The organism is Kushneria avicenniae (assembly GCF_900112585.1).
In the GTDB taxonomy this organism is placed as follows: Bacteria; Pseudomonadota; Gammaproteobacteria; order Pseudomonadales; family Halomonadaceae; genus Kushneria; species Kushneria avicenniae.
Genome location: NZ_FOLY01000002.1, coordinates 47,595 through 65,002, shown reverse-complemented (window position 1 = coordinate 65,002; position 17,408 = coordinate 47,595). Strand labels below are relative to the sequence as shown.

The 17,408-nt window shown below is 59.4% G+C and carries 16 protein-coding genes; 11 read left to right on the top strand and 5 right to left on the bottom strand.

What is annotated here, in order from left to right; all coding sequences use genetic code 11:
- The first annotated feature begins 120 nt into the window (after positions 1–120).
- Positions 121–426, top strand: coding sequence for a type 2 periplasmic-binding domain-containing protein (locus BM079_RS03640; RefSeq protein ID WP_139215249.1), 306 nt, complete (start codon positions 121–123; stop codon positions 424–426).
- A gap of 33 nt (positions 427–459) precedes the next feature.
- On the opposite strand, the gene BM079_RS03635 is transcribed toward BM079_RS03640, so the two are convergent.
- On the bottom strand, positions 460–1,920 hold the full coding sequence (locus tag BM079_RS03635; RefSeq protein WP_175489587.1) for a phospholipase D-like domain-containing protein: 1,461 nt from the start codon (positions 1,918–1,920) through the stop codon (positions 460–462).
- Positions 1,910–2,164 carry a hypothetical protein gene (locus BM079_RS03630; protein ID WP_090131931.1) on the bottom strand — a complete coding sequence of 85 codons (255 nt, stop codon included), beginning with the start codon at positions 2,162–2,164 and terminating at the stop codon, positions 1,910–1,912. Before BM079_RS03630 ends, BM079_RS03635 begins: the two co-directional genes overlap by 11 nt.
- Before the next feature lie 83 nt (positions 2,165–2,247).
- Here BM079_RS03630 and BM079_RS03625 point away from each other — a divergent pair, with 83 nt between their 5' ends.
- The gene (locus tag BM079_RS03625) at positions 2,248–3,060 is read left to right on the top strand and encodes a DUF998 domain-containing protein (protein WP_090130948.1); all 813 of its coding nucleotides are present in this window, start codon (positions 2,248–2,250) and stop codon (positions 3,058–3,060) included.
- A gap of 171 nt (positions 3,061–3,231) precedes the next feature.
- Entirely contained in the window at positions 3,232–6,159 is a 2,928-nt protein-coding gene (gene rapA / locus BM079_RS03620; RefSeq protein ID WP_090130946.1) for an RNA polymerase-associated protein RapA, read from the top strand.
- 34 nt (positions 6,160–6,193) lie between these two features.
- Here rapA and BM079_RS03615 read toward each other — a convergent pair whose 3' ends face one another.
- The gene (locus BM079_RS03615; protein WP_090131930.1) at positions 6,194–7,099 is read right to left on the bottom strand and encodes a TIGR01777 family oxidoreductase; all 906 of its coding nucleotides are present in this window, start codon (positions 7,097–7,099) and stop codon (positions 6,194–6,196) included.
- A 185-nt stretch (positions 7,100–7,284) separates the two neighbouring features.
- On the opposite strand from BM079_RS03615, the gene BM079_RS03610 reads away from it, so the two are divergent.
- From BM079_RS03610 to fabB, 6 genes are all read left to right on the top strand, one after another.
- Positions 7,285–8,286: an NAD(P)/FAD-dependent oxidoreductase gene (locus tag BM079_RS03610; protein WP_139215248.1), complete on the top strand. Its 1,002-nt coding sequence runs from the start codon at positions 7,285–7,287 to the stop codon at positions 8,284–8,286.
- A 46-nt stretch (positions 8,287–8,332) separates the two neighbouring features.
- Positions 8,333–8,716 (top strand): sirohydrochlorin chelatase, encoded by a 384-nt coding sequence (locus tag BM079_RS03605; protein ID WP_090130942.1) that lies wholly within the window; start codon positions 8,333–8,335, stop codon positions 8,714–8,716.
- Positions 8,717–8,905: 189 nt separating this feature from the next.
- Positions 8,906–9,859, top strand: coding sequence for a MerR family transcriptional regulator (locus tag BM079_RS03600; protein WP_090130940.1), 954 nt, complete (start codon positions 8,906–8,908; stop codon positions 9,857–9,859).
- Positions 9,860–9,929: 70 nt separating this feature from the next.
- Positions 9,930–11,345, top strand: a complete 1,416-nt coding sequence (gene phrB, locus BM079_RS03595) for a deoxyribodipyrimidine photo-lyase (protein ID WP_090130938.1) — start codon at positions 9,930–9,932, stop codon at positions 11,343–11,345.
- A 130-nt stretch (positions 11,346–11,475) separates the two neighbouring features.
- On the top strand, positions 11,476–11,991 hold the full coding sequence (fabA, locus tag BM079_RS03590) for a 3-hydroxyacyl-[acyl-carrier-protein] dehydratase FabA (RefSeq protein WP_090131928.1): 516 nt from the start codon (positions 11,476–11,478) through the stop codon (positions 11,989–11,991).
- 13 nt (positions 11,992–12,004) lie between these two features.
- Complete coding sequence (gene fabB, locus BM079_RS03585; protein WP_090130935.1) at positions 12,005–13,231, top strand: beta-ketoacyl-ACP synthase I; 1,227 nt, start codon at positions 12,005–12,007, stop codon at positions 13,229–13,231.
- A 66-nt stretch (positions 13,232–13,297) separates the two neighbouring features.
- On the opposite strand, the gene BM079_RS03580 is transcribed toward fabB, so the two are convergent.
- On the bottom strand, positions 13,298–14,050 hold the full coding sequence (locus tag BM079_RS03580; RefSeq protein ID WP_245742807.1) for a lysophospholipid acyltransferase family protein: 753 nt from the start codon (positions 14,048–14,050) through the stop codon (positions 13,298–13,300).
- Complete coding sequence (locus BM079_RS03575) at positions 14,047–14,925, bottom strand: sugar nucleotide-binding protein (RefSeq protein WP_090130932.1); 879 nt, start codon at positions 14,923–14,925, stop codon at positions 14,047–14,049. The genes BM079_RS03580 and BM079_RS03575 overlap by 4 nt, the downstream gene beginning before the upstream one ends.
- A gap of 184 nt (positions 14,926–15,109) precedes the next feature.
- Between BM079_RS03575 and BM079_RS03570 the strand changes: the two genes are divergently transcribed.
- A complete protein-coding gene (locus BM079_RS03570) occupies positions 15,110–16,111 on the top strand; it encodes a DNA topoisomerase IB (RefSeq protein WP_090130929.1) in 1,002 nt (333 codons plus the stop codon).
- A gap of 197 nt (positions 16,112–16,308) precedes the next feature.
- A complete protein-coding gene (locus tag BM079_RS03565; protein WP_090130927.1) occupies positions 16,309–17,403 on the top strand; it encodes a glycosyltransferase family 4 protein in 1,095 nt (364 codons plus the stop codon).
- Positions 17,404–17,408: the final 5 nt, after the last annotated feature.

The window sequence follows — 17,408 nt, the reverse complement described above, 5'->3', positions numbered from 1 at the left end:
ATCATTGAGCATAGCTGGCATCACTGCCTGTGACCGTGAGCATTTGTCGATGCCCGTGCCGGCATGACTATACTAGTGCTCATGTACGACACCCGGCACCCCCAAAACGATAGAGGATACATGCCCATGGATGTCAACGGTTATATCATCGCCAGCGACAGCGCCATCATCGGCGTTGGAGAAACCATCAGGGAAGCGGCCACCCAGGCGCTCGAGTGGAGTGACGACTACGAGGGTGTTGATGCGCTGGTCGCGGACATGGAAAACGATCTTGAAAAGGCGCACGAAGAGGATGGCAAGCCCTATGTGCGCCGCGCCACTGCCGCGCTGATCGACGCCGTGGAGAGAGGCGGCACGCCGGAGCAGTGGACCATCGTTGACAATATTGCCTGCACCGCCGAAGAAGCCACGACGCAAAGCCGCTGAGCCTGCGCGCCTTTTCAACCTTCGTGGCGCTGCCTAAAGCAGTCGCCGAATGCCCGGCATCCTGCCCAGCCATTTCTGAGTGCGAGCCAGCAGGTTGCCGGGCTCTTTTGTCAGACGGCGCTCCTGCTCGTTTTCATCAACGGTCACCCACGACAACCGCTCGTTGTCGTCCTGCTCGACCTTGAAACTGCTGGCCGGGCTCAGTGCCCGCTCGATCACGTCGTCAAGGTCAGCCACCAGCCCCTCATGATCGACCCGCAGCCCCATCTCGTTGTTCCACCAGGTCGAGCGCGGGTCCATGTTAAAGGAGCCGATAAAGAGCCTTTTATCGTCCATGACCATGGCCTTGCCGTGCAGGCTCGAGGCCATCGCGCCGAAGTGATGCATGCGTCGCCGGCGCGGCTTATGACCGTGTCTCAGCTCGTGCATGTGCGCGCCCTTGGTCAGAAAGCGCCGCCGCCAGGGCGCATAGGCGCCGTTGACGATCGGCGTATCGTTGGCCTGCAGGGAGTTGGTCAATATGGTGACATCGACGCCCCGCTCCAGCAGCGCCTCGATATCGATCACGTCGCGCTCGCTTGGAATGAAATAGGCCGACACAATCTTGATGCGGCGCTGCGTCTCGGCAATCATCGCCCCGAGTTCGGTCCCCATGATGAACTCGCGAGAGGGGTAACCCGGCTGGCAAGACTTGTCGGGGTGATCCCAGTAGAGTTCACCGCGGGCCGGCACCAGCTCGCCCAGACCATCTTCAATTTGTCTTGTCTCACCGTGATGGATGGGCAAAAAGGGCGATTCCGCCAGCGACTCACCGGAAAGCTTCTGCTTGAGCTCGTCACGCAGCGCCTGCCAGTCGTAATCCGGTATCTCCGGCACCAGCGAGGAGAGCGTTCGCACGCAGCGGCCATGCCAGTAACGACTGAAGCATTCACGCATCTGTTCGACGGCATGCCCGCCAGCCACCAGCATGTCGAGATCGGCAAAGTTGTAGTCACTGGCCGTGATGAAATAGTCATCACTGAGATTGCGCCCGCCGGCGATCCCCACCGCGCCATCCACCAGCCAGAGCTTGTTGTGCATGCGGCGATGTGAGCGACGAAGGGTCAGCGCCATTGCCAGCCGATGACTCCAGTAGTAACGCCGCCAGAAGGTCACCGGATTGAAAAGACGCACCTCGATACGCGGATGGGTCTGCATGGCGCGCAGCATGCTCTGCACGTTCATGGCGCTCATGTCATCCACCAGCATTCTGACATCAACTCCGCGCTCGGCAGCGGCCAGAAGCTCGGCCATCAACACGTGAGTGGTAACGCCCTCCTCAAGTATGTAGCTGAGGCTGTCGATGCTGTATTCAGCATGGCGCGCCAGATGTGCGCGGACTTCAAAGGCTTCAAGACCGTCGGAAAGCAGACGCATGCCGCTGCAGTCATCCGACGCTGCGCCATGCTGGCTTGCCCAGCGCGCCAGGGCGCCGGAACTTGTGTCATTGGTCATTTGGAGGCTCATGGTTGTCGCGACGCTTCAGCGACCGATTGCGGTAGTAGCGGCGCAGCAGAGCCGAATAGAGCGCTGCCACGAGCATGGCGGCCAGGATGACACCCTGGGATGGACGTTTCAGAGGTTCCGGCAACAGGGTCTCAAAGAGCACGATCAGAATAAAGCCGAGTGCCTGGGTGGCGATGGCCAGAATGCGTGGCGTATCGCGACGGCGGGTGCGTCTGGCGCGGGAATCGGGCATTGAAATCACCGACAACAACATGGATCAGCAGGCATGACCGGCAATACCGGTGTTTCCAGTTTAACGCATGATGGAAAAAATGAATGACTGTCCTTGATGACACCACCTGGCTCACCTCCCCCGCGCCGCTGGCGGTGATCTGCGCCACGCTGGCCCTGCTGGGTGCCCATGCCATCAACCCGACAGCGCGTATCGTCATGGTGCGCTGGGCACTGGGCGCGCTGGCATTCTGGCTTCTCGGTGCCGCACTGCCGGGAAGCTGGCTCCGTGAAGGGCCTCCTTTCTGGTCGCTTCATGAGGCGGAGAACCTGCTCTCCCCCGCAGGCGGACTGATTGCGCTGCTTGTCTGGACCCTGTGGTACTGCCGTCGGCGCCCGGAACTGCGCCAACGACTCTGCGCGCTGGTCATGGTGGCCGGTGGCCTGTGGTGGGGACTGGAGCAGTGGCGTCTGAGCCTGCCGTCAGCGCTGTCCGAAACGCTGCCGATGCTGACGCTTGAATCTCTCGAGGGGCGTTCGGTCACTCTGATACGGGACAGTGAAGCGAAGAACCGCAAGACGCAGGACAACGAGGTGCGCTATTTCCTGCTGTGGCGCAGCGACTGCAACGCCTGCCGGCAGTGGCTGCAGCAGCTGGCCGAGCAGCCTCTCGAACATCAGGACGCCATGATACTGGTCAATCAGGGAGAGTCGCTTTTAAGCGTGGTGCGCTATCTGGATCATCATCCGGATCAGCAGCTGGGGCTTGCGGACACGGCGCTGCTGCTGGACCCGCAGCAGCGTCTGCTCGCCGCAAGTGGCGGCACTCGCCTGCCGGTGCTGCTGCACAGGGCACCCGATGGCACTGTGACACGTCTCTGGAGCCCATCCGTTCTGATCGCATCATCCCTGCCGTAACACAGGCTCACATCAACGCCCCGCAGGCCCTTTCTTTTGGTTAAGATAGGCACCCTTTTCAGGGGCATGGCCGATGACAGGCCACCGCCATGTCCTGCAGCCGTCAACGACGGTTCCTGACCGATTTACATCTGTACCCGCGCGCCCGCAAGGCGACACTGTCGAGGCATCATGAGCAATTTTATTACCGGTCAACGCTTCATCAGCGACGGCGAAACCGAGCTGGGGCTTGGCACCATACTGAACTGCGACGCGCGCAGCGTGACCGTCCTGTTTGCCGCCAGCGATGAAACCCGAACCTACAGCGTGCGCGAAGCGCCCCTGACCCGTGTCGTGTTCGGACGCGGCGATCGCATCGACACCGACGACGGCCAGGTACTGCTGGTCAGCGATCTGCGCGATGAAGGCGGTCGGATCACCTACCTGGGCCAGGACAGCAATGGCGAGCGTGAACTGCCCGAGTCACGCATCAGCGATCGCATGCAGTTTCATCAGGCCCGCGACCGCCTGCTGACCGGGCAGATCGATCGCAACGACGCCTTCAACCTGCGCTATCGCAGCCTGCAGCATCTGGCCCGCATCGAACGCCATCCCGGCTTTGGCCTTTCCGGCCCGCGCATCGATCTGATTCCGCATCAGCTTCATATCGCCGACGATATCGCCAGCCGTCGTCTGCCGCGCGTGCTGCTGGCCGACGAGGTCGGGCTTGGCAAGACCATCGAGGCCGGGCTGGTGCTGCACCGTCTGCTGCTGACCGGTCGCGTCGAGCGCGCTCTGATACTGGTGCCGGACAGCCTGACCCATCAGTGGCTGGTCGAGCTGCTGCGCCGCTTCTCCATCGAAGTCACGCTGCTGGACGAACAGCAGAGCCAGGCACGCGGCAGCGACGGCAACCCGTTCGAATCAACCCAGCTGGTACTGGCCAGCCAGCAGTGGCTGTTTGCCAGCCCCGAGCGCCAGCAGCAGGCACAGGCCTGTCACTGGGATCTGGTCATCGTCGATGAGGCCCAGCATCTCGAGTGGGACCCGGAAAGTGGCGGCGACACCGGCTATCAGTGCGTGGAAGCACTGGCCACCCAACGCACCGGGCTGCTGCTTTTGAGCGCGACCCCGGAGCAGATGGGCGATGTCAGCCACTTTGCCCGCCTGCGTCTGCTCGACCCCGAGCGCTACCACGACCTTGAAGCCTTCCGGGCCGAGCAGCGGGGGCACGCCGCGCTTGCCGAGGCGATCGAGGCGCTGGAGCAGCTGCCGGGCGAGAGGCAGCACCGGGATACCCTGCACACTATCGTGGCGGACGACCCGCAGGCGCTGGCGCTTCTGGAGGCGCTGATGCAGGCCGATGCCGACGATCAACCGTCGCTGCGCGAATCACTGCGCCGCGTATTGATCGATCGCTACGGCATCGGTCGGGTCATGTTTCGCAACAGCCGCCGCCACGTCAGCGGCTTCCCCGTGCGCCGCCTGCATGTCAGCGAACTGGAAAACCCGGGCGCCTATCGTCGCATCGAGCAACGCATCGCTCGCGACGAGGACTATCTGGACACGCTTTTGATCGAAACCGGTCTGGACTACCCGGAAGTTCTGCTTTATCCCGAGGCTACCTTCGAGGCCCGACGCCATGAGAGTGATGACAGCGATCGCTGGTGGCGTTTTGATCCACGCATGGCGTGGTTGCGTCAATGGCTCAAGGCACACCCCGGTGAAAAGGCACTTTTAATCTGTCACTACGGGGAAACTGCACGGGAGCTGGCCGCCGGACTGCAGGTTTTGACCGGTCTTCATGTACCGGTCTTTCATGAAAACATGACGCTGATCGAGCGGGACCGCGCCGCGGCGGCCTTTGCCGAAGCCGAGGATGGCAGCCCTCTGCTGGTCTGCTCGGAAATCGGTTCCGAGGGTCGTAACTTCCAGTTCTGCCATCATCTGATCCTGTTTGATCTGCCGCCTCACCCGGATCAGCTGGAGCAGCGCATCGGCCGTCTGGACCGCATCGGCCAGCAGCATGATGTAGAGATTCACCTGCCGGTCATTGCCGGCAGCCCGACCGGGGCGCTGCTGCGCTGGTATCAGGAAGCGCTGGCCGCCTTCGAGGAACCCAGCGGACCGGGCAGCGTGGTCAGCGACGCCCACGGTGATGCGCTGTTTGACGCCCTGCTGGATGGCGACGCCCTCGAGGAAGTGATCGAGAACTCCAGAGCGCTGGCCCTGCAAACGCGTCAGGAGCGCGAGGCCGGTCGTGATCGCCTGCTGGGCTGGAGCTCGTTTGACGCCGCGCACGCCAATGAGATGATCGATGCGCTGCAGTCGCTGGATGATGACGCAATGCTGGATCGCTACCTCGATCAGGCGCTGGAGGTATTCGGCATCGAGACCCGGGAAACCGATGAAGGCCTGACCTATCTGCACCCGGGGTCACACATGGTCGATGGCATGCCGGGGCTGATTCGCGGTGAAGAGGGCTTTACGGCCACCCGGTCACGCCAGCACGCGTTGGCCCGTGATGACCTTCAGCGTCTGTCCTGGGAGCACCCGCTGGTGCGTGAAATGCTCTCGCGGGCGACCAATGAAAGCATGGGCAATACAGCGCTGGCGCTGCTGGCCCACCCCGCCATCCCGGGAGGGCGCTACATGCTGGAGGCGATCTTTCGAACGCGCACCAGCGCGCCGAAGGCGCTGCACGTCAATCGCTTCTTTCCGCCGGCCACGGTGCGGGTACTGCTGGACGAGTCGGGTCAGGTCCTTTCGGACAAGGTGTCCTTTGGCGGGCTGGCCAAAAACCTGCGCCATGTAAAAAAGGGCGTTGCCCGGAATCTGGTGCGAGAGCGTCAGCAGCAGTTGCGCGAGCTGTTTGATCAGGCCGAACAGCAGGCCGAGGCAGAGCTGCCGGGACTGGTGGATAAGGCCGGCACCCGGATGCGCCAGCAGCTGGATGAAGAGATCGAGCGCCTCGAGGCGCTTTCAAAGCGCAATCCGGACGTACGCGCCGAGGAGATCGAGATGCTGCGCCAGGAGCGCAGCGCGCTTTCGCAGGCCATTGATGGCACCCGCCTGCAGCTGGATGCCGTACGCGTGATCGTGACGGTCGATCCTCAGTAACGCGATCTGCCCGTCGGTCAAACCGTGACGCCGCTCAGGCGGCGTCACGCTGGATGGCAGCCAGCGCCTTTTCAAGGGTGGGGTATTCAAAGCGGAAACCGGCAGCCTCGAGTCTTGCCGGTACCATACGAGCCCCCGTCAGCAGCAGCTGGGACATTTCCCCCAGTGCCAGCGAAATCACACTGCCCGGGACAACAAAGGGGGCGGGCCGATTCAGACTGGCCGCCAGCGTGCGGGTAAATTCAGCATTGGTCACCGGCGCCGGTGCCCCGGCATTCCAGGCGCCATCAACATCATCATGACGCTCGAGCAGAAAGTCGATGATGCGTACCAGATCATGGCGGTGGATCCAGGGCATGTACTGACGCCCCTTCCCGAGCCGTCCACCGACCCCGAGACGAAACATGGGCCGCATCGGCTTGAGCATGCCGCCATCGCGGTCCAGTACCAGACCGATCCGGATACACGCCACCGACATCTGCCCGGTTTCCAGCTTTCGAGCTTCTTCCTCCCACTGCCTGCAGAGTTGATGGGCAAACTCGTCATGAGGCGGTGTCTGCTCGGTCACTTCACGACTGCCCTGATCACCGTAATAGCCCATGGCCGACCCCGAGATCAGTTTGCGCGGCGGCTGCGGCAGCTGCTGGCACAGCTCGCCCACATCCCGCGTGGCCCTGACGCGGGAGTCGATCAGTTGACGTTTCTGTGCGTCGCTCCACCGGCGGTTGAAAATGGGCTCACCGGCCAGATTGACCACGGCATCCACCTGCTGATCGGCAAAGTCGACTGCTTTCGCACGCGCCGTCACGGGTACGCCGATCGTGTCGCGTGCCTTGTCAGGCTGACGCGAGACCACCATCAGCGTGTGTCCTTTCTCATGCCAGTATCGACACAGCGCCTGACCGACAAATCCGGTGGCGCCAGTAATCACTATATTCACGTTGTTTCCCTCCGCCCTGCTGCATGGAGTATCGCGGCCCATGATGTGGTCACCGGTCATCTGTCAGGGACCCACCATGGGCATTCTTGAAGTCAGCGCGCTTTCTGGTACATATAACGTACAAGATTTAGCATCAATGTGCCCGGTCGCACCGGCGCCCTATCCTTCAGACATTTGAGGCTTTCGTGGACTTCTTGCACAATATAGCCGTTATCGGCGCCGGGATGGCCGGACTGACGGCGGCCCGCGCGCTGCAGCAGGCAGGAAAGAGCGTACAAGTTTTTGACAAGGGTCGACGGCCCGGCGGACGCATGTCCACGCGAGCCAACGCATACGGGCTTTTCGATCTGGGCGCCCAGTACTTCAGCGTACGGGACTCGGAATTTGCCCGGTTCATCGAGACGTTCGAGCAACGCGGAGTGGTCACGCGGTGGCCCGGGGTCATGGCACATATCGACAGTGGCCGGTGGCAGACACGCCAGCCAGAGCATCCCCGCTATTCGGGAACGCCCTCCATGGTGACATTGACCGAGGCGATGGCGGCTCCGCTCGAGGTTCACTCCCAAGTGCGCATCACCTCGCTGTCACACGAGAGTTCGCAGTGGGTGCTCAGGGATCAGGAAGAGCGCGTCTGGCCGGGGTTTGACCATGTCATTGTGGCCATACCGGCACCTCAGGCGAGGGAACTGCTGGGAAGCGAGACGGCCTTACGGTGGGCGCTGCCCGAGATGTCATCGTGCTGGAGCACGTGGGTACGCTTTAATACGCCACTGAGCATGCCGGCAGGGGTCGATACGTGGGACGGTGTCTCTTTTGATGATTCGCCGGTACTGCGATGGGCAGCGCGCAACCAGACACGGCCCGGCCGGTCAGAAGGTGAACGCCTTACCCTGCTGGCGCGAGATGACTGGTCCGACCGGTATCTGGAGAGGGACCCAGTCGAAATAGCCGATGACATGGTAAGCGCCTTTCGGGCGTGCTACCCCGAAGCCCTTCCAGCGGTCGAGGCTCAGGGGGCACATCGATGGCGATATGCCCAGCCCCGCGCCCCGATCGAAAAGGGACCCGGCTACCGGCTTGATGAGGAGATGAACCTGTCACTGTGCGGCGACTGGTGCATCGATGGCCGCGTCGAGGCGGCCTGGCAGTCGGGCCATCGTCTGGCACAGGCGCTGTGTCATCTGTAGCGCGGTCGTCGACTCAACACTTTTGCTGATTCAGGAAAACACTGTCATGACAACTGCACTGATCGTACTGGCGCACGGCTCCACGGACAGCCGCTGGCAGGCGCCCTTTGAAACACTGGAGCAGCGTCTCAAGGCGCGCATGTCAACACCGGTACGTCTGGCCTACATGGAACTCTGTGATCCGCTGATCGAGACGGTTGTCAGGGAGCTGCACGCCGAAGGATTTGAAAGCATCGATATCCTGCCACTCTTTTTTGCCGCCGGCCGCCATCTGCGCGAGGACGTACCGGGACAGCTGGATGCCCTGCGACAGGAACACCCCGGCCTGTCGCTGACCCTGCTGGATCCGGTCGGACAGCACCCGTCGTTTGCCGATGTCGTGGTCTCGATCGTGGCGGAGAATCAGCGTGACAGTAGTTGTACAGGGTAAAGATTGACGTACAACACCTGTTCAAATACTGCTACACTCTCCGCATATACAGGTTAAATTTATTTGTTCGACCGTGGTCATCGACACCATCGTACTCGCAGGTCGAACCGCTCATTTTCGCAACGCAGCGCCCTTCCACAGGCCGTTGCGTTCCTGCTGGCAGGAAATGCGAAGGAGGCTCTCTTTACCATGACTGAGAAAGTGGCAAATGCTGTCGGCGGACCGCTCTACCCCATCCGGGAAGTGTCACGCCTGACCGGCGTCAATTCGGTAACGCTGCGGGCTTGGGAGCGTCGCTACGGACTGATCCAGCCCAGACGCACGCCAAAGGGGCATCGTCTCTACGCGCGTGAGGATATCGAACGCGTGGAGCGCATCCTGCAATGGCTCAATCGCGGCGTACCGGTGAGTCAGGTAGGTGAGCTGCTTGATCAGGCATCAAGCGAGACACCTGCCGAGGAAGACAGCCCCCTGCCGGCGTTCAACACCGAAGAGACAGCTCCGGATCATGACTGGGAGGGACAGCGTCTTGAAGTCATTGACGCTGTGGCCACGTTTGATACCAACCGTCTTGAGAACCTGTTCACCCGCAGCATGGGGCTCTATCCGGTCAACACTGCCATTTCACGTCTCTGGCAGCCCGTGGTCGAGCGGCTTGAAAACGCTTGGGCAGATCAGAACACGCCCATGGCTCAGCGCTGCTTTCTGGAGTCCTTTCTGAGAACGCGTCTCGGACTACGACTCTATCATGGCAATCATGAGAACACCGAGCCCCGAATCCTGATGAGCTATCTCCCCGGTGGCTGCGGGGCGCTCTGGCAGCTGCTTCTGGCCTTTTCCGCCAGCAGCGCCGGTTTCTACATTACCCTGTTTGATGGGCCCGTGCCGGTAAATGAGCTCATCGAAGCCGCTCGCATGAAGGAAGCCAGAACCATCGTGCTCTCCGGTGCCATGGAAGCCGACATTGAAGGGCTGCGTCGCCAGCTCTCGCAGGCCGATTCTCAGGGCGTACTGCCCATTCGCGTGGCCGGCTCTATCACGCGGCAGCTGCGTGACACGGATGAAGAGAATCTCAGCGCGCTGGACATTGATCCGGCTCGAGCTATCGGGCAGCTCAGGCTTGCCACGGCTCGTCACGGTTGATATCGACATCGTCATGGATTGACTACGACCCGCCCTCTGAAGGCGGGTCGCTTGCGAAAGGAAACAGCGCATGACCACCGAACGTCAGCTGGTCTGGTTCAGAACCGACCTGAGATGTGAGGACAACACGGCTTTTCACCACGCCTCAAAGCGGGGTCCGGTGATCGCCGTGATCTGCTGGACGCCCGCGCAGTGGCGAGCGCACGGACACGGTGACAACAAGCTGGATTTCTGGCATCGCGGGGTCAAAGCACTGGCCGAGCAGCTCGACAGTCTCAATATTCCGCTCAGAATCATCGAGGCCGATACCTTTGATACTCTGCCCGCCCGTCTGCTCGAGCTTTCAGAAACGCTGAACTGTCAGGCGCTTCATTTCAACGACGAATACGGCATTAATGAGGTTCGTCGTGACAGGTCGGTCAGCGAACAGTTTCACGATCATCAACGGGAAGTGCATCGTTATACCGATCAGGTGGCCTTTGCCCCCGGAACGCTTCTGACCGGTGACGGCCGTTATTACAGCGTTTTTACACCCTTTTATAAAAGCTGGCTCAAAAACATCGGTGCCGACCAGCTTCAGCAGCTCGAGATGCCCGACGCCCAGAGTGCACTCAGTGACGTTTCCTCCGATGCGTTGCCCGAATTCGATACTTCTCGTGCCGTGATCAATGCCGACGACTGGCCTGCTGGTGAAGAGGCCGCTCAAACGCGGCTGGAGCGCTTTTTGCAAAAACGGGCGCATCATTACGATGAAGGACGCGATTTTCCCGCCATGGAGGCCACCAGCGGACTGTCCGCCTGGCTGGCACTGGGCATGATTTCCTGGCGTCAGTGTGTCAACGCCGCCGCGGCCAGAAACGGTGGGCACCTGGGTGATGGCGACAGCAATCTGCAGAGCTGGATCAGCGAGATTGTCTGGCGTGAATTCTATCAGCACGTGCTGGTGGGGTTTCCTCGCGTCAACTGTCATCAGCCGTTTCAGGAACATACCAAAGCGATGGTCTGGCGCAACAGCGAGGAGGACTTTCAGCGCTGGTGCGAGGGCAATACCGGCTATCCGCTGGTTGATGCGGCCATGCGACAGCTGATCACCACCGGGTGGATGCACAATCGTCTGCGTATGGTGACCGCCATGTTTCTCAGCAAGCATCTGCTGATCGACTGGCGCCGTGGAGAGGCGTTTTTTCTGGAGCATCTGGTCGATGGCGAGCTGGGGGCCAACAACGGCGGCTGGCAGTGGGCAGCCTCCACGGGAACGGATGCGTCACCCTATTTTCGCATCTTCAACCCGACCACGCAGTCCAGACGCTTTGACCCGGAAGGCACATTTATTGCAGAGTTTGTGCCCGAACTGGCAAGCGTTGACGTTAAAAAGCGTCACGACCCCGATGCTTCCCTGCGCCAGCAGACCGGTTATCCGGTGGCCATGGTGGATCATCGCGCGGCGCGTCAACGTGCGCTGGACGCCTTCAAGGCATTGAGTTAAACGTAGCTGAAGGGCGATGCCGGAGCACCAGGTTCACGCACCGGCGCTGGCGTGCATTTCGCCACCTCTATCAGTAAACTAGGTCAGCTCCCCCGGGAGACCCTATTCCTTTGATTTCCGGAACATGTCAGTGACCACGCAACACTCCTTTAACCGTGATCAGCTGCTTGCATGCAGTCAGGGCGAACTTTTCGGTCCTGGAAATGCACAGCTGCCGGCACCTAACATGCTGATGCTTGATCGCATCACCAACATTCAGGAAGCGGGTGGCAAATACGGCAAGGGCGAGCTGATCGCTGAGCTGGATATTAACCCTGACCTCTGGTTCTTCCAGTGTCACTTCCCGGGCGACCCTGTCATGCCCGGCTGTCTGGGCCTTGACGCCATGTGGCAGCTGGTAGGCTTTCATCTGGGCTGGCTGGGCAATCCCGGACGTGGCCGCGCGCTGGGATGCGGCGAGGTCAAGTTCTCTGGACAGATCCTCCCGGATGCCGAGAAGGTCACCTACCATATCCACATCAAGCGGGTGATCACGCGCCGCCTGATCCTCGGCATCGCCGACGGCGTTCTGTCCGTGGATGGCCGCGATATCTACGAAGCCAACGACCTGCGCGTTGGCCTGTTCACCTCCACTGCGAATTTCTGATGGGGAGGCTCCCATGCGACGAGTGGTAGTCACTGGCCTGGGCATTGTCTCCTGCCTGGGCAACGATCAGCATCAGGTACTTCAATCCCTGAAGGAAGGCCGTTCGGGCATTCGCTTTCGCGACGAATACGTTGAACGCGGAATGCGAAGCCACGTTGCCGGCGTTGTGGATATCGATCTGGATGCACTGGTCGATCGCAAGCAGCGCCGGTTCATGGGCGATGCCGCGGCCTACGCCTACGTTTCCATGCAGCAGGCCATCGAGGACGCAGGGCTTGAACCTCATGATGTCTCAAGCGTGCGAACCGGCCTGATTGCCGGCTCGGGCGGTGCCTCTTCTGCCAACCAGGTGGAAGCAGCCGATGTGCTGCGCGAGAAAGGACTGCGCCGGGTTGGTCCCTACCGGGTGACCCGAACCATGGGCAGCACCGTGTCAGCCTGTCTGGCCACCCCTTTCGGCATCAAGGGCGTCAACTACTCCATCTCTTCGGCCTGTGCGACCTCGGCACACTGTATCGGCAGCGCCGTCGAGCAGATTCAGCTGGGCAAACAGGACATCGTCTTTGCCGGCGGCGGCGAGGAAGAGCACTGGACCCTGTCATGCCTGTTCGATGCCATGGGCGCGCTGTCCACCAGCTACAACGACCAGCCCGAAAAGGCCTCTCGCGCCTATGACACCGCACGGGACGGCTTCGTTATTGCCGGCGGTGGTGCCATGCTGGTGCTCGAGGAGCTTGAGCACGCGAAAGCACGGGGGGCCAGAATCTATGCCGAGGTTGTGGGCTACGGGGCCAACTCCGACGGTCATGACATGGTCGCCCCTTCCGGTGAAGGTGGTGCCCGCTGCATGCAGCAGGCGCTGGCCACCGTTGAGGGAAGCATCGACTACATCAATACGCACGGCACCTCGACACCGGTTGGTGACATGTGCGAGCTCAAGGCCCTGCGCAGCATCTTTGGTGACAAGGTGCCGGCACTCTCCTCCACCAAGTCACTGACCGGTCATTCGCTGGGGGCGACCGGTGCGCAGGAAGCCATCTATTCGCTTCTCATGATGAAAAACGATTTCATCTGTGCTTCGGCCAATATCGATGAAATCGATCCGGAAGCGAAGGATCTGGATATCGTCACGCAGCGTCGTGATGGCGTGCGCCTGAACCGTGTACTGTCCAACAGCTTCGGATTTGGCGGTACCAACGCCTGCCTGATTTTCCAGCGCATGAGCGATCAGACCTCCTGACCTGGAGGTCGTCGGATCAAAAAAGGGCGCCCTTCGGGGCGCCCTTTTTTCTGGCCTGCCATTTCCCTACAGCGCGCTGGCAGAGGCCTCCTCGATGGCAGGCCGGGGCACGCCCGAAATTCGTGACAGCTGCTGCTCGATCCACTGTTCGACCTCGCGGGTCACCTCATCCGGAGTACGATCCACGGTCATGATCGGCTCACCGATCACGACATTGATCTGTCCCGGTATCTTGATCAAGCTCTTGCCGGGCCAGTGCTCGCCGGCATTGTGTGCCACCGGCAGTATCGGCACCCCGGCCCGGCAGGCAATATGAATACCGCTTTTGTTGAAGCGACGACGTTCACCAGGGGGCACCCGGGTCCCTTCGGGAAAGAGCAGCACGGAGAGGCCGGCAGACAGCCGCTCGGCCCCTTCACTCAACACCATTCTCAGCGCCCGGGACGGTTTCGAACGATCCAGCGGAATGGGCCTGAGCATTCTGAGCGCCCAGCCGAATACCGGAATCTTCAAAAGCTCCTGCTTGAGGACCGTGCACATCGGTGACTTGATGGTCTGCAAAAACAGGGTTTCCCATTCACTCTGGTGATTGGAGAGCAGTACACAGGGCGTTTTCAAAATATTGTCTCGCCCTTCTACGCGATAGCGCACGCCACAGCAGAGACCAAACCAGAACACGATAAAGTGATTGTAGGTATTCAGCACTCTGAAGCGGGCATTGAGCGGCAGAAAAAATGCCAGCGGCACCAGGGTAATGGCGCTGACAATGATGGCCATCAGATAGCCGGCATAGAACAAAAGACTGCGTAGCGCCTTCACGGCTCTGTTTCCTCCTTGTCAAAGCGTGCCCGGCACCACTGCTCGAGCATGGCATCGAGTGCCAGACGCCAGGGCTTTTGATGCACGCCAAAGGTCTCAAGCATTTGACGACAGTTGAGCACGCGTCGCAGCGGCTGATCATGATGATGATGCAGGGGCTGAACCTCACCGGGCATCATGTCGATATGCCTTCTGGCCAGCTGAATCTCCAGCTGGTGGCGCACGACACCGTGAAAGGTATAAAGACTCACCGGCTCGACGCCGGCAAGGTGGTAAGTGCCCCAGGCGTTGGCGCCTGAAAACTGCTGAGCCAGCATGCCGATGACGGCACGAGACACCGCCTGTACGGGTGTCGGGCAGACGATCTCATCTTCCGCTGCGCGCAGTACCCTGCCCTCGATCATGGTCTCCAGAATCCTTGCCAGCCAGGCCTCCTGCCCATCCAGCGCCATCAATGGACCGGTACGCACGACAAAATGTTCATTCAGGCGCTCTCGAATGCGATTGCCCGTTTCCAGCAGACGCTGTAATCCTTCGTTGCGCGGCGCCGGCAGTGCGCTCTCCTCGATGGGCAGATCAGCGCCGTCATCAAATACCTGATCGCTGACGAACCAGACCAGCGGTACATCACAGGCGCAACAGGCTTCCAGCACGGTTTCCACCTGATCGACATGCGCGGCCATCTCGGCGTAGTCGACCCCGACCGGCGACAGCATCGGCGGCACAATGACGGCATCCGGTGCCCATGATGCCAGCTGCGACGATCCGCAGTGGCGGGCCCTTTCAGAGATCAGTTCGACATCGCTTCGCAATGCGCCTTCATCGATCAGCGCCCGGCTCAGGCAGTGGTCGGCATCAAGCAATAATAATTTCATTGATTTTGCAGCCCGACAGAAAATGACGTCACTCTTGGCGGGCAGTGACGCGGCAGGCCCGACACTTTACAAAAAATTCCCCGGGGTTGCACTGCACCGGGCCGCATCAGGGGCGTCAGAATTGTCTATTCTCAATCCGGGGCAAGATTTGCGTTCACATGATAACCGGATCAAGCGCAGACGCATGACACAACAGGTAAAGACCGTCACCCGCCATCGTAGCGGCAAGGGGTTCACCTACCGTGATGAGCGGGGCAGAACCTATAAAAATCGTGAATGGCGCCAATGGATCAAGACGCTGGCCATACCACCGGCCTGGCAGAACGTGGTGGTGACGCTTGATGCCGATGCCCGCATATATGCCACAGGACGGGACAGCGCCGGCCGCAAGCAGTATATCTACAATAGCGAATGGCGTGAGCAGCGCGAAAAATTGAAGTTTGATCGCATCGTCGACTTCGCCCAGCGCCTTTCCACCATGCGACGCATTACCGGCCAGCACATGGCGCGCGAGGGCATGCCGCGGGAAAAGGTGCTGGCCTGCATGGTGAGACTGCTCGATACCGCTTATTTCCGACCGGGCAATGACAGCTACCGGGAACAGAACGACTCCTACGGCCTGACGACCATGCGCTCGCGCCACCTGACCATCAACGGCCACGAGCTGATCTTTGACTACCAGGGCAAGAGCGGCCAGCATCAGCACAAGGTCATCGAGGATGAGAAACTGGCCGAAATCGTTCAGGAGCTTGATGACATCCCGGGCTATGAAATCTTCAAGTATTTTGATGACGATGGTCACAAGGTCCGCGTCGACAGTCATGACCTCAACGACTATATCCACGATGTCATGGGGGAGCGCTTCAGCGCCAAGGACTTTCGCACCTGGGCGGGCACTTCACTGGCAGCGCTGGCGCTCGATGAGCTTGGCATTGGCAATGACGACGACGCCAGCCAGCAATACATCCGTGAAGCGGTAGAACGCGTAGCAAAGCAGCTTGGCAATACGCCCAGTATTGCTCGCTCAAGCTATATCGACCCGCGCGTCATCGAAAGCTATCTGGACGGTCGACTGCTGCGTCATTTTCTGGAGCAGATCGAGGAAGCACTGGAGCACGAGGAGCTGACCGGCCCCGAGGAGCGCGCCATTTTAAAACTGCTGCAAAGCAGACTAAAAACAAAATAACGGGCAACATTGAATCTGCATAGCCTCTATTTAAATTAAATAGTAGTCTTGGCAGAAGGGCTATCGTTTCCAAATTATTGATCGGCCATTTTCTGAAATGGTCGACATCATTCCAGCCAGTTATTTTGCCCCAGACGCGGCATGTTTATCTTCGATAGAAACTTTAATCTGCAAGCAGTATTCCAGGAATATCTTCAATGAATAATGTAGCCGGCAAAAAAATCCACGTCGTTATCGATAATATAACAACCGGCGGCGGTATCGAGCGTGTTTGCAGCGTGATACTTCCCTTGCTGGCGAAAGAATCAAGGGTCAAGGTCATAGGTCTGCTCGACAGCGATAAAAACACGACCTATGATTTCCCTGAAATTGAAATTGTCCCTCTGAATAGCAACAACCTTTCCGGACAGTTCGGGTATCTAAAGCTGCTTTCGAAAGCCTTTTCGATTATCAAGAAAGACCGCCCCGACATCGTACTTTATCCCAGCATGGGACGACTGACGGTTTTTGCAGCGCCCTTTATTTTGAAAGATCGCTTTTCCTCACGTCACACACGTCATATTGCCTGTGAGCATATTGCTTTTAGCAGCCATTCGGGCATGGTTTTAAAACTCAAGCGCGCCACACTTCCGCGCTATGATCGAGTCGTTTTTCTGACCTCAAGGGATGTTGATCAGTTTAATGATCACTCGAAGTTTTTATATATCCCCAACCCATCCCCCTTCACCAGCATTTCAGAGCCCAGAGCTGAACCATCCAATAAAGTTGCCATCGGCGTTGGCCGACTAACTTATCAAAAAGGATTTGATTTACTGATTCCGGCCTGGAAGAACTTTATTGCACACCATCCCGAATGGAAGCTTGTTATTGCGGGCGAAGGTGAGGATCGCAACAAACTGGAGTCTCTGATCCGGGAACATGGTCTGGAACATCATTGTGAGCTTCTTGGCAATAGCCAGGATATCGGACAACTATACCAGAACGCCGACATCATGCTGATGCCTTCAAGATTCGAAGGTTTGCCAATGTCCTTGATAGAAGCACAATACCATGCCCTGCCTATCGTCGCCTTTGACTGCGAAACAGGACCACGTGAAATCATTACTGATGATGAGGATGGTTACCTGATCCCCCCTTTCGACCAGCAAAAGTTCTCTGAAGCTATTGAAAGGGCCATCACCCCTGATAGATATAACAATCTATCCATAGCGGCAACTCAAAGCGCTGAACGTTTTGATCGAAATGAAATCATTGATCATTGGAAGCGCCTTTTCGCCTCCATTCAACATTAAAATAT

Bases quoted from the DNA above. Each gene is read 5' to 3' on its own strand.
- BM079_RS03640 (WP_139215249.1), top strand. From the start codon at position 121: ATGCCCATGGATGTCAACGGTTATATCATCGCCAGCGACAGCGCCATC.
- BM079_RS03635 (WP_175489587.1), bottom strand. From the start codon at position 1,920: ATGACCAATGACACAAGTTCCGGCGCCCTGGCGCGCTGGGCAAGCCAG.
- BM079_RS03630 (WP_090131931.1), bottom strand. From the start codon at position 2,164: ATGCCCGATTCCCGCGCCAGACGCACCCGCCGTCGCGATACGCCACGC.
- BM079_RS03625 (WP_090130948.1), top strand. From the start codon at position 2,248: ATGACTGTCCTTGATGACACCACCTGGCTCACCTCCCCCGCGCCGCTG.
- rapA (WP_090130946.1), top strand. From the start codon at position 3,232: ATGAGCAATTTTATTACCGGTCAACGCTTCATCAGCGACGGCGAAACC.
- BM079_RS03605 (WP_090130942.1), top strand. From the start codon at position 8,333: ATGACAACTGCACTGATCGTACTGGCGCACGGCTCCACGGACAGCCGC.
- BM079_RS03600 (WP_090130940.1), top strand. From the start codon at position 8,906: ATGACTGAGAAAGTGGCAAATGCTGTCGGCGGACCGCTCTACCCCATC.
- phrB (WP_090130938.1), top strand. From the start codon at position 9,930: ATGACCACCGAACGTCAGCTGGTCTGGTTCAGAACCGACCTGAGATGT.
- fabB (WP_090130935.1), top strand. From the start codon at position 12,005: ATGCGACGAGTGGTAGTCACTGGCCTGGGCATTGTCTCCTGCCTGGGC.
- BM079_RS03575 (WP_090130932.1), bottom strand. From the start codon at position 14,925: ATGAAATTATTATTGCTTGATGCCGACCACTGCCTGAGCCGGGCGCTG.
- BM079_RS03570 (WP_090130929.1), top strand. From the start codon at position 15,110: ATGACACAACAGGTAAAGACCGTCACCCGCCATCGTAGCGGCAAGGGG.
- BM079_RS03565 (WP_090130927.1), top strand. From the start codon at position 16,309: ATGAATAATGTAGCCGGCAAAAAAATCCACGTCGTTATCGATAATATA.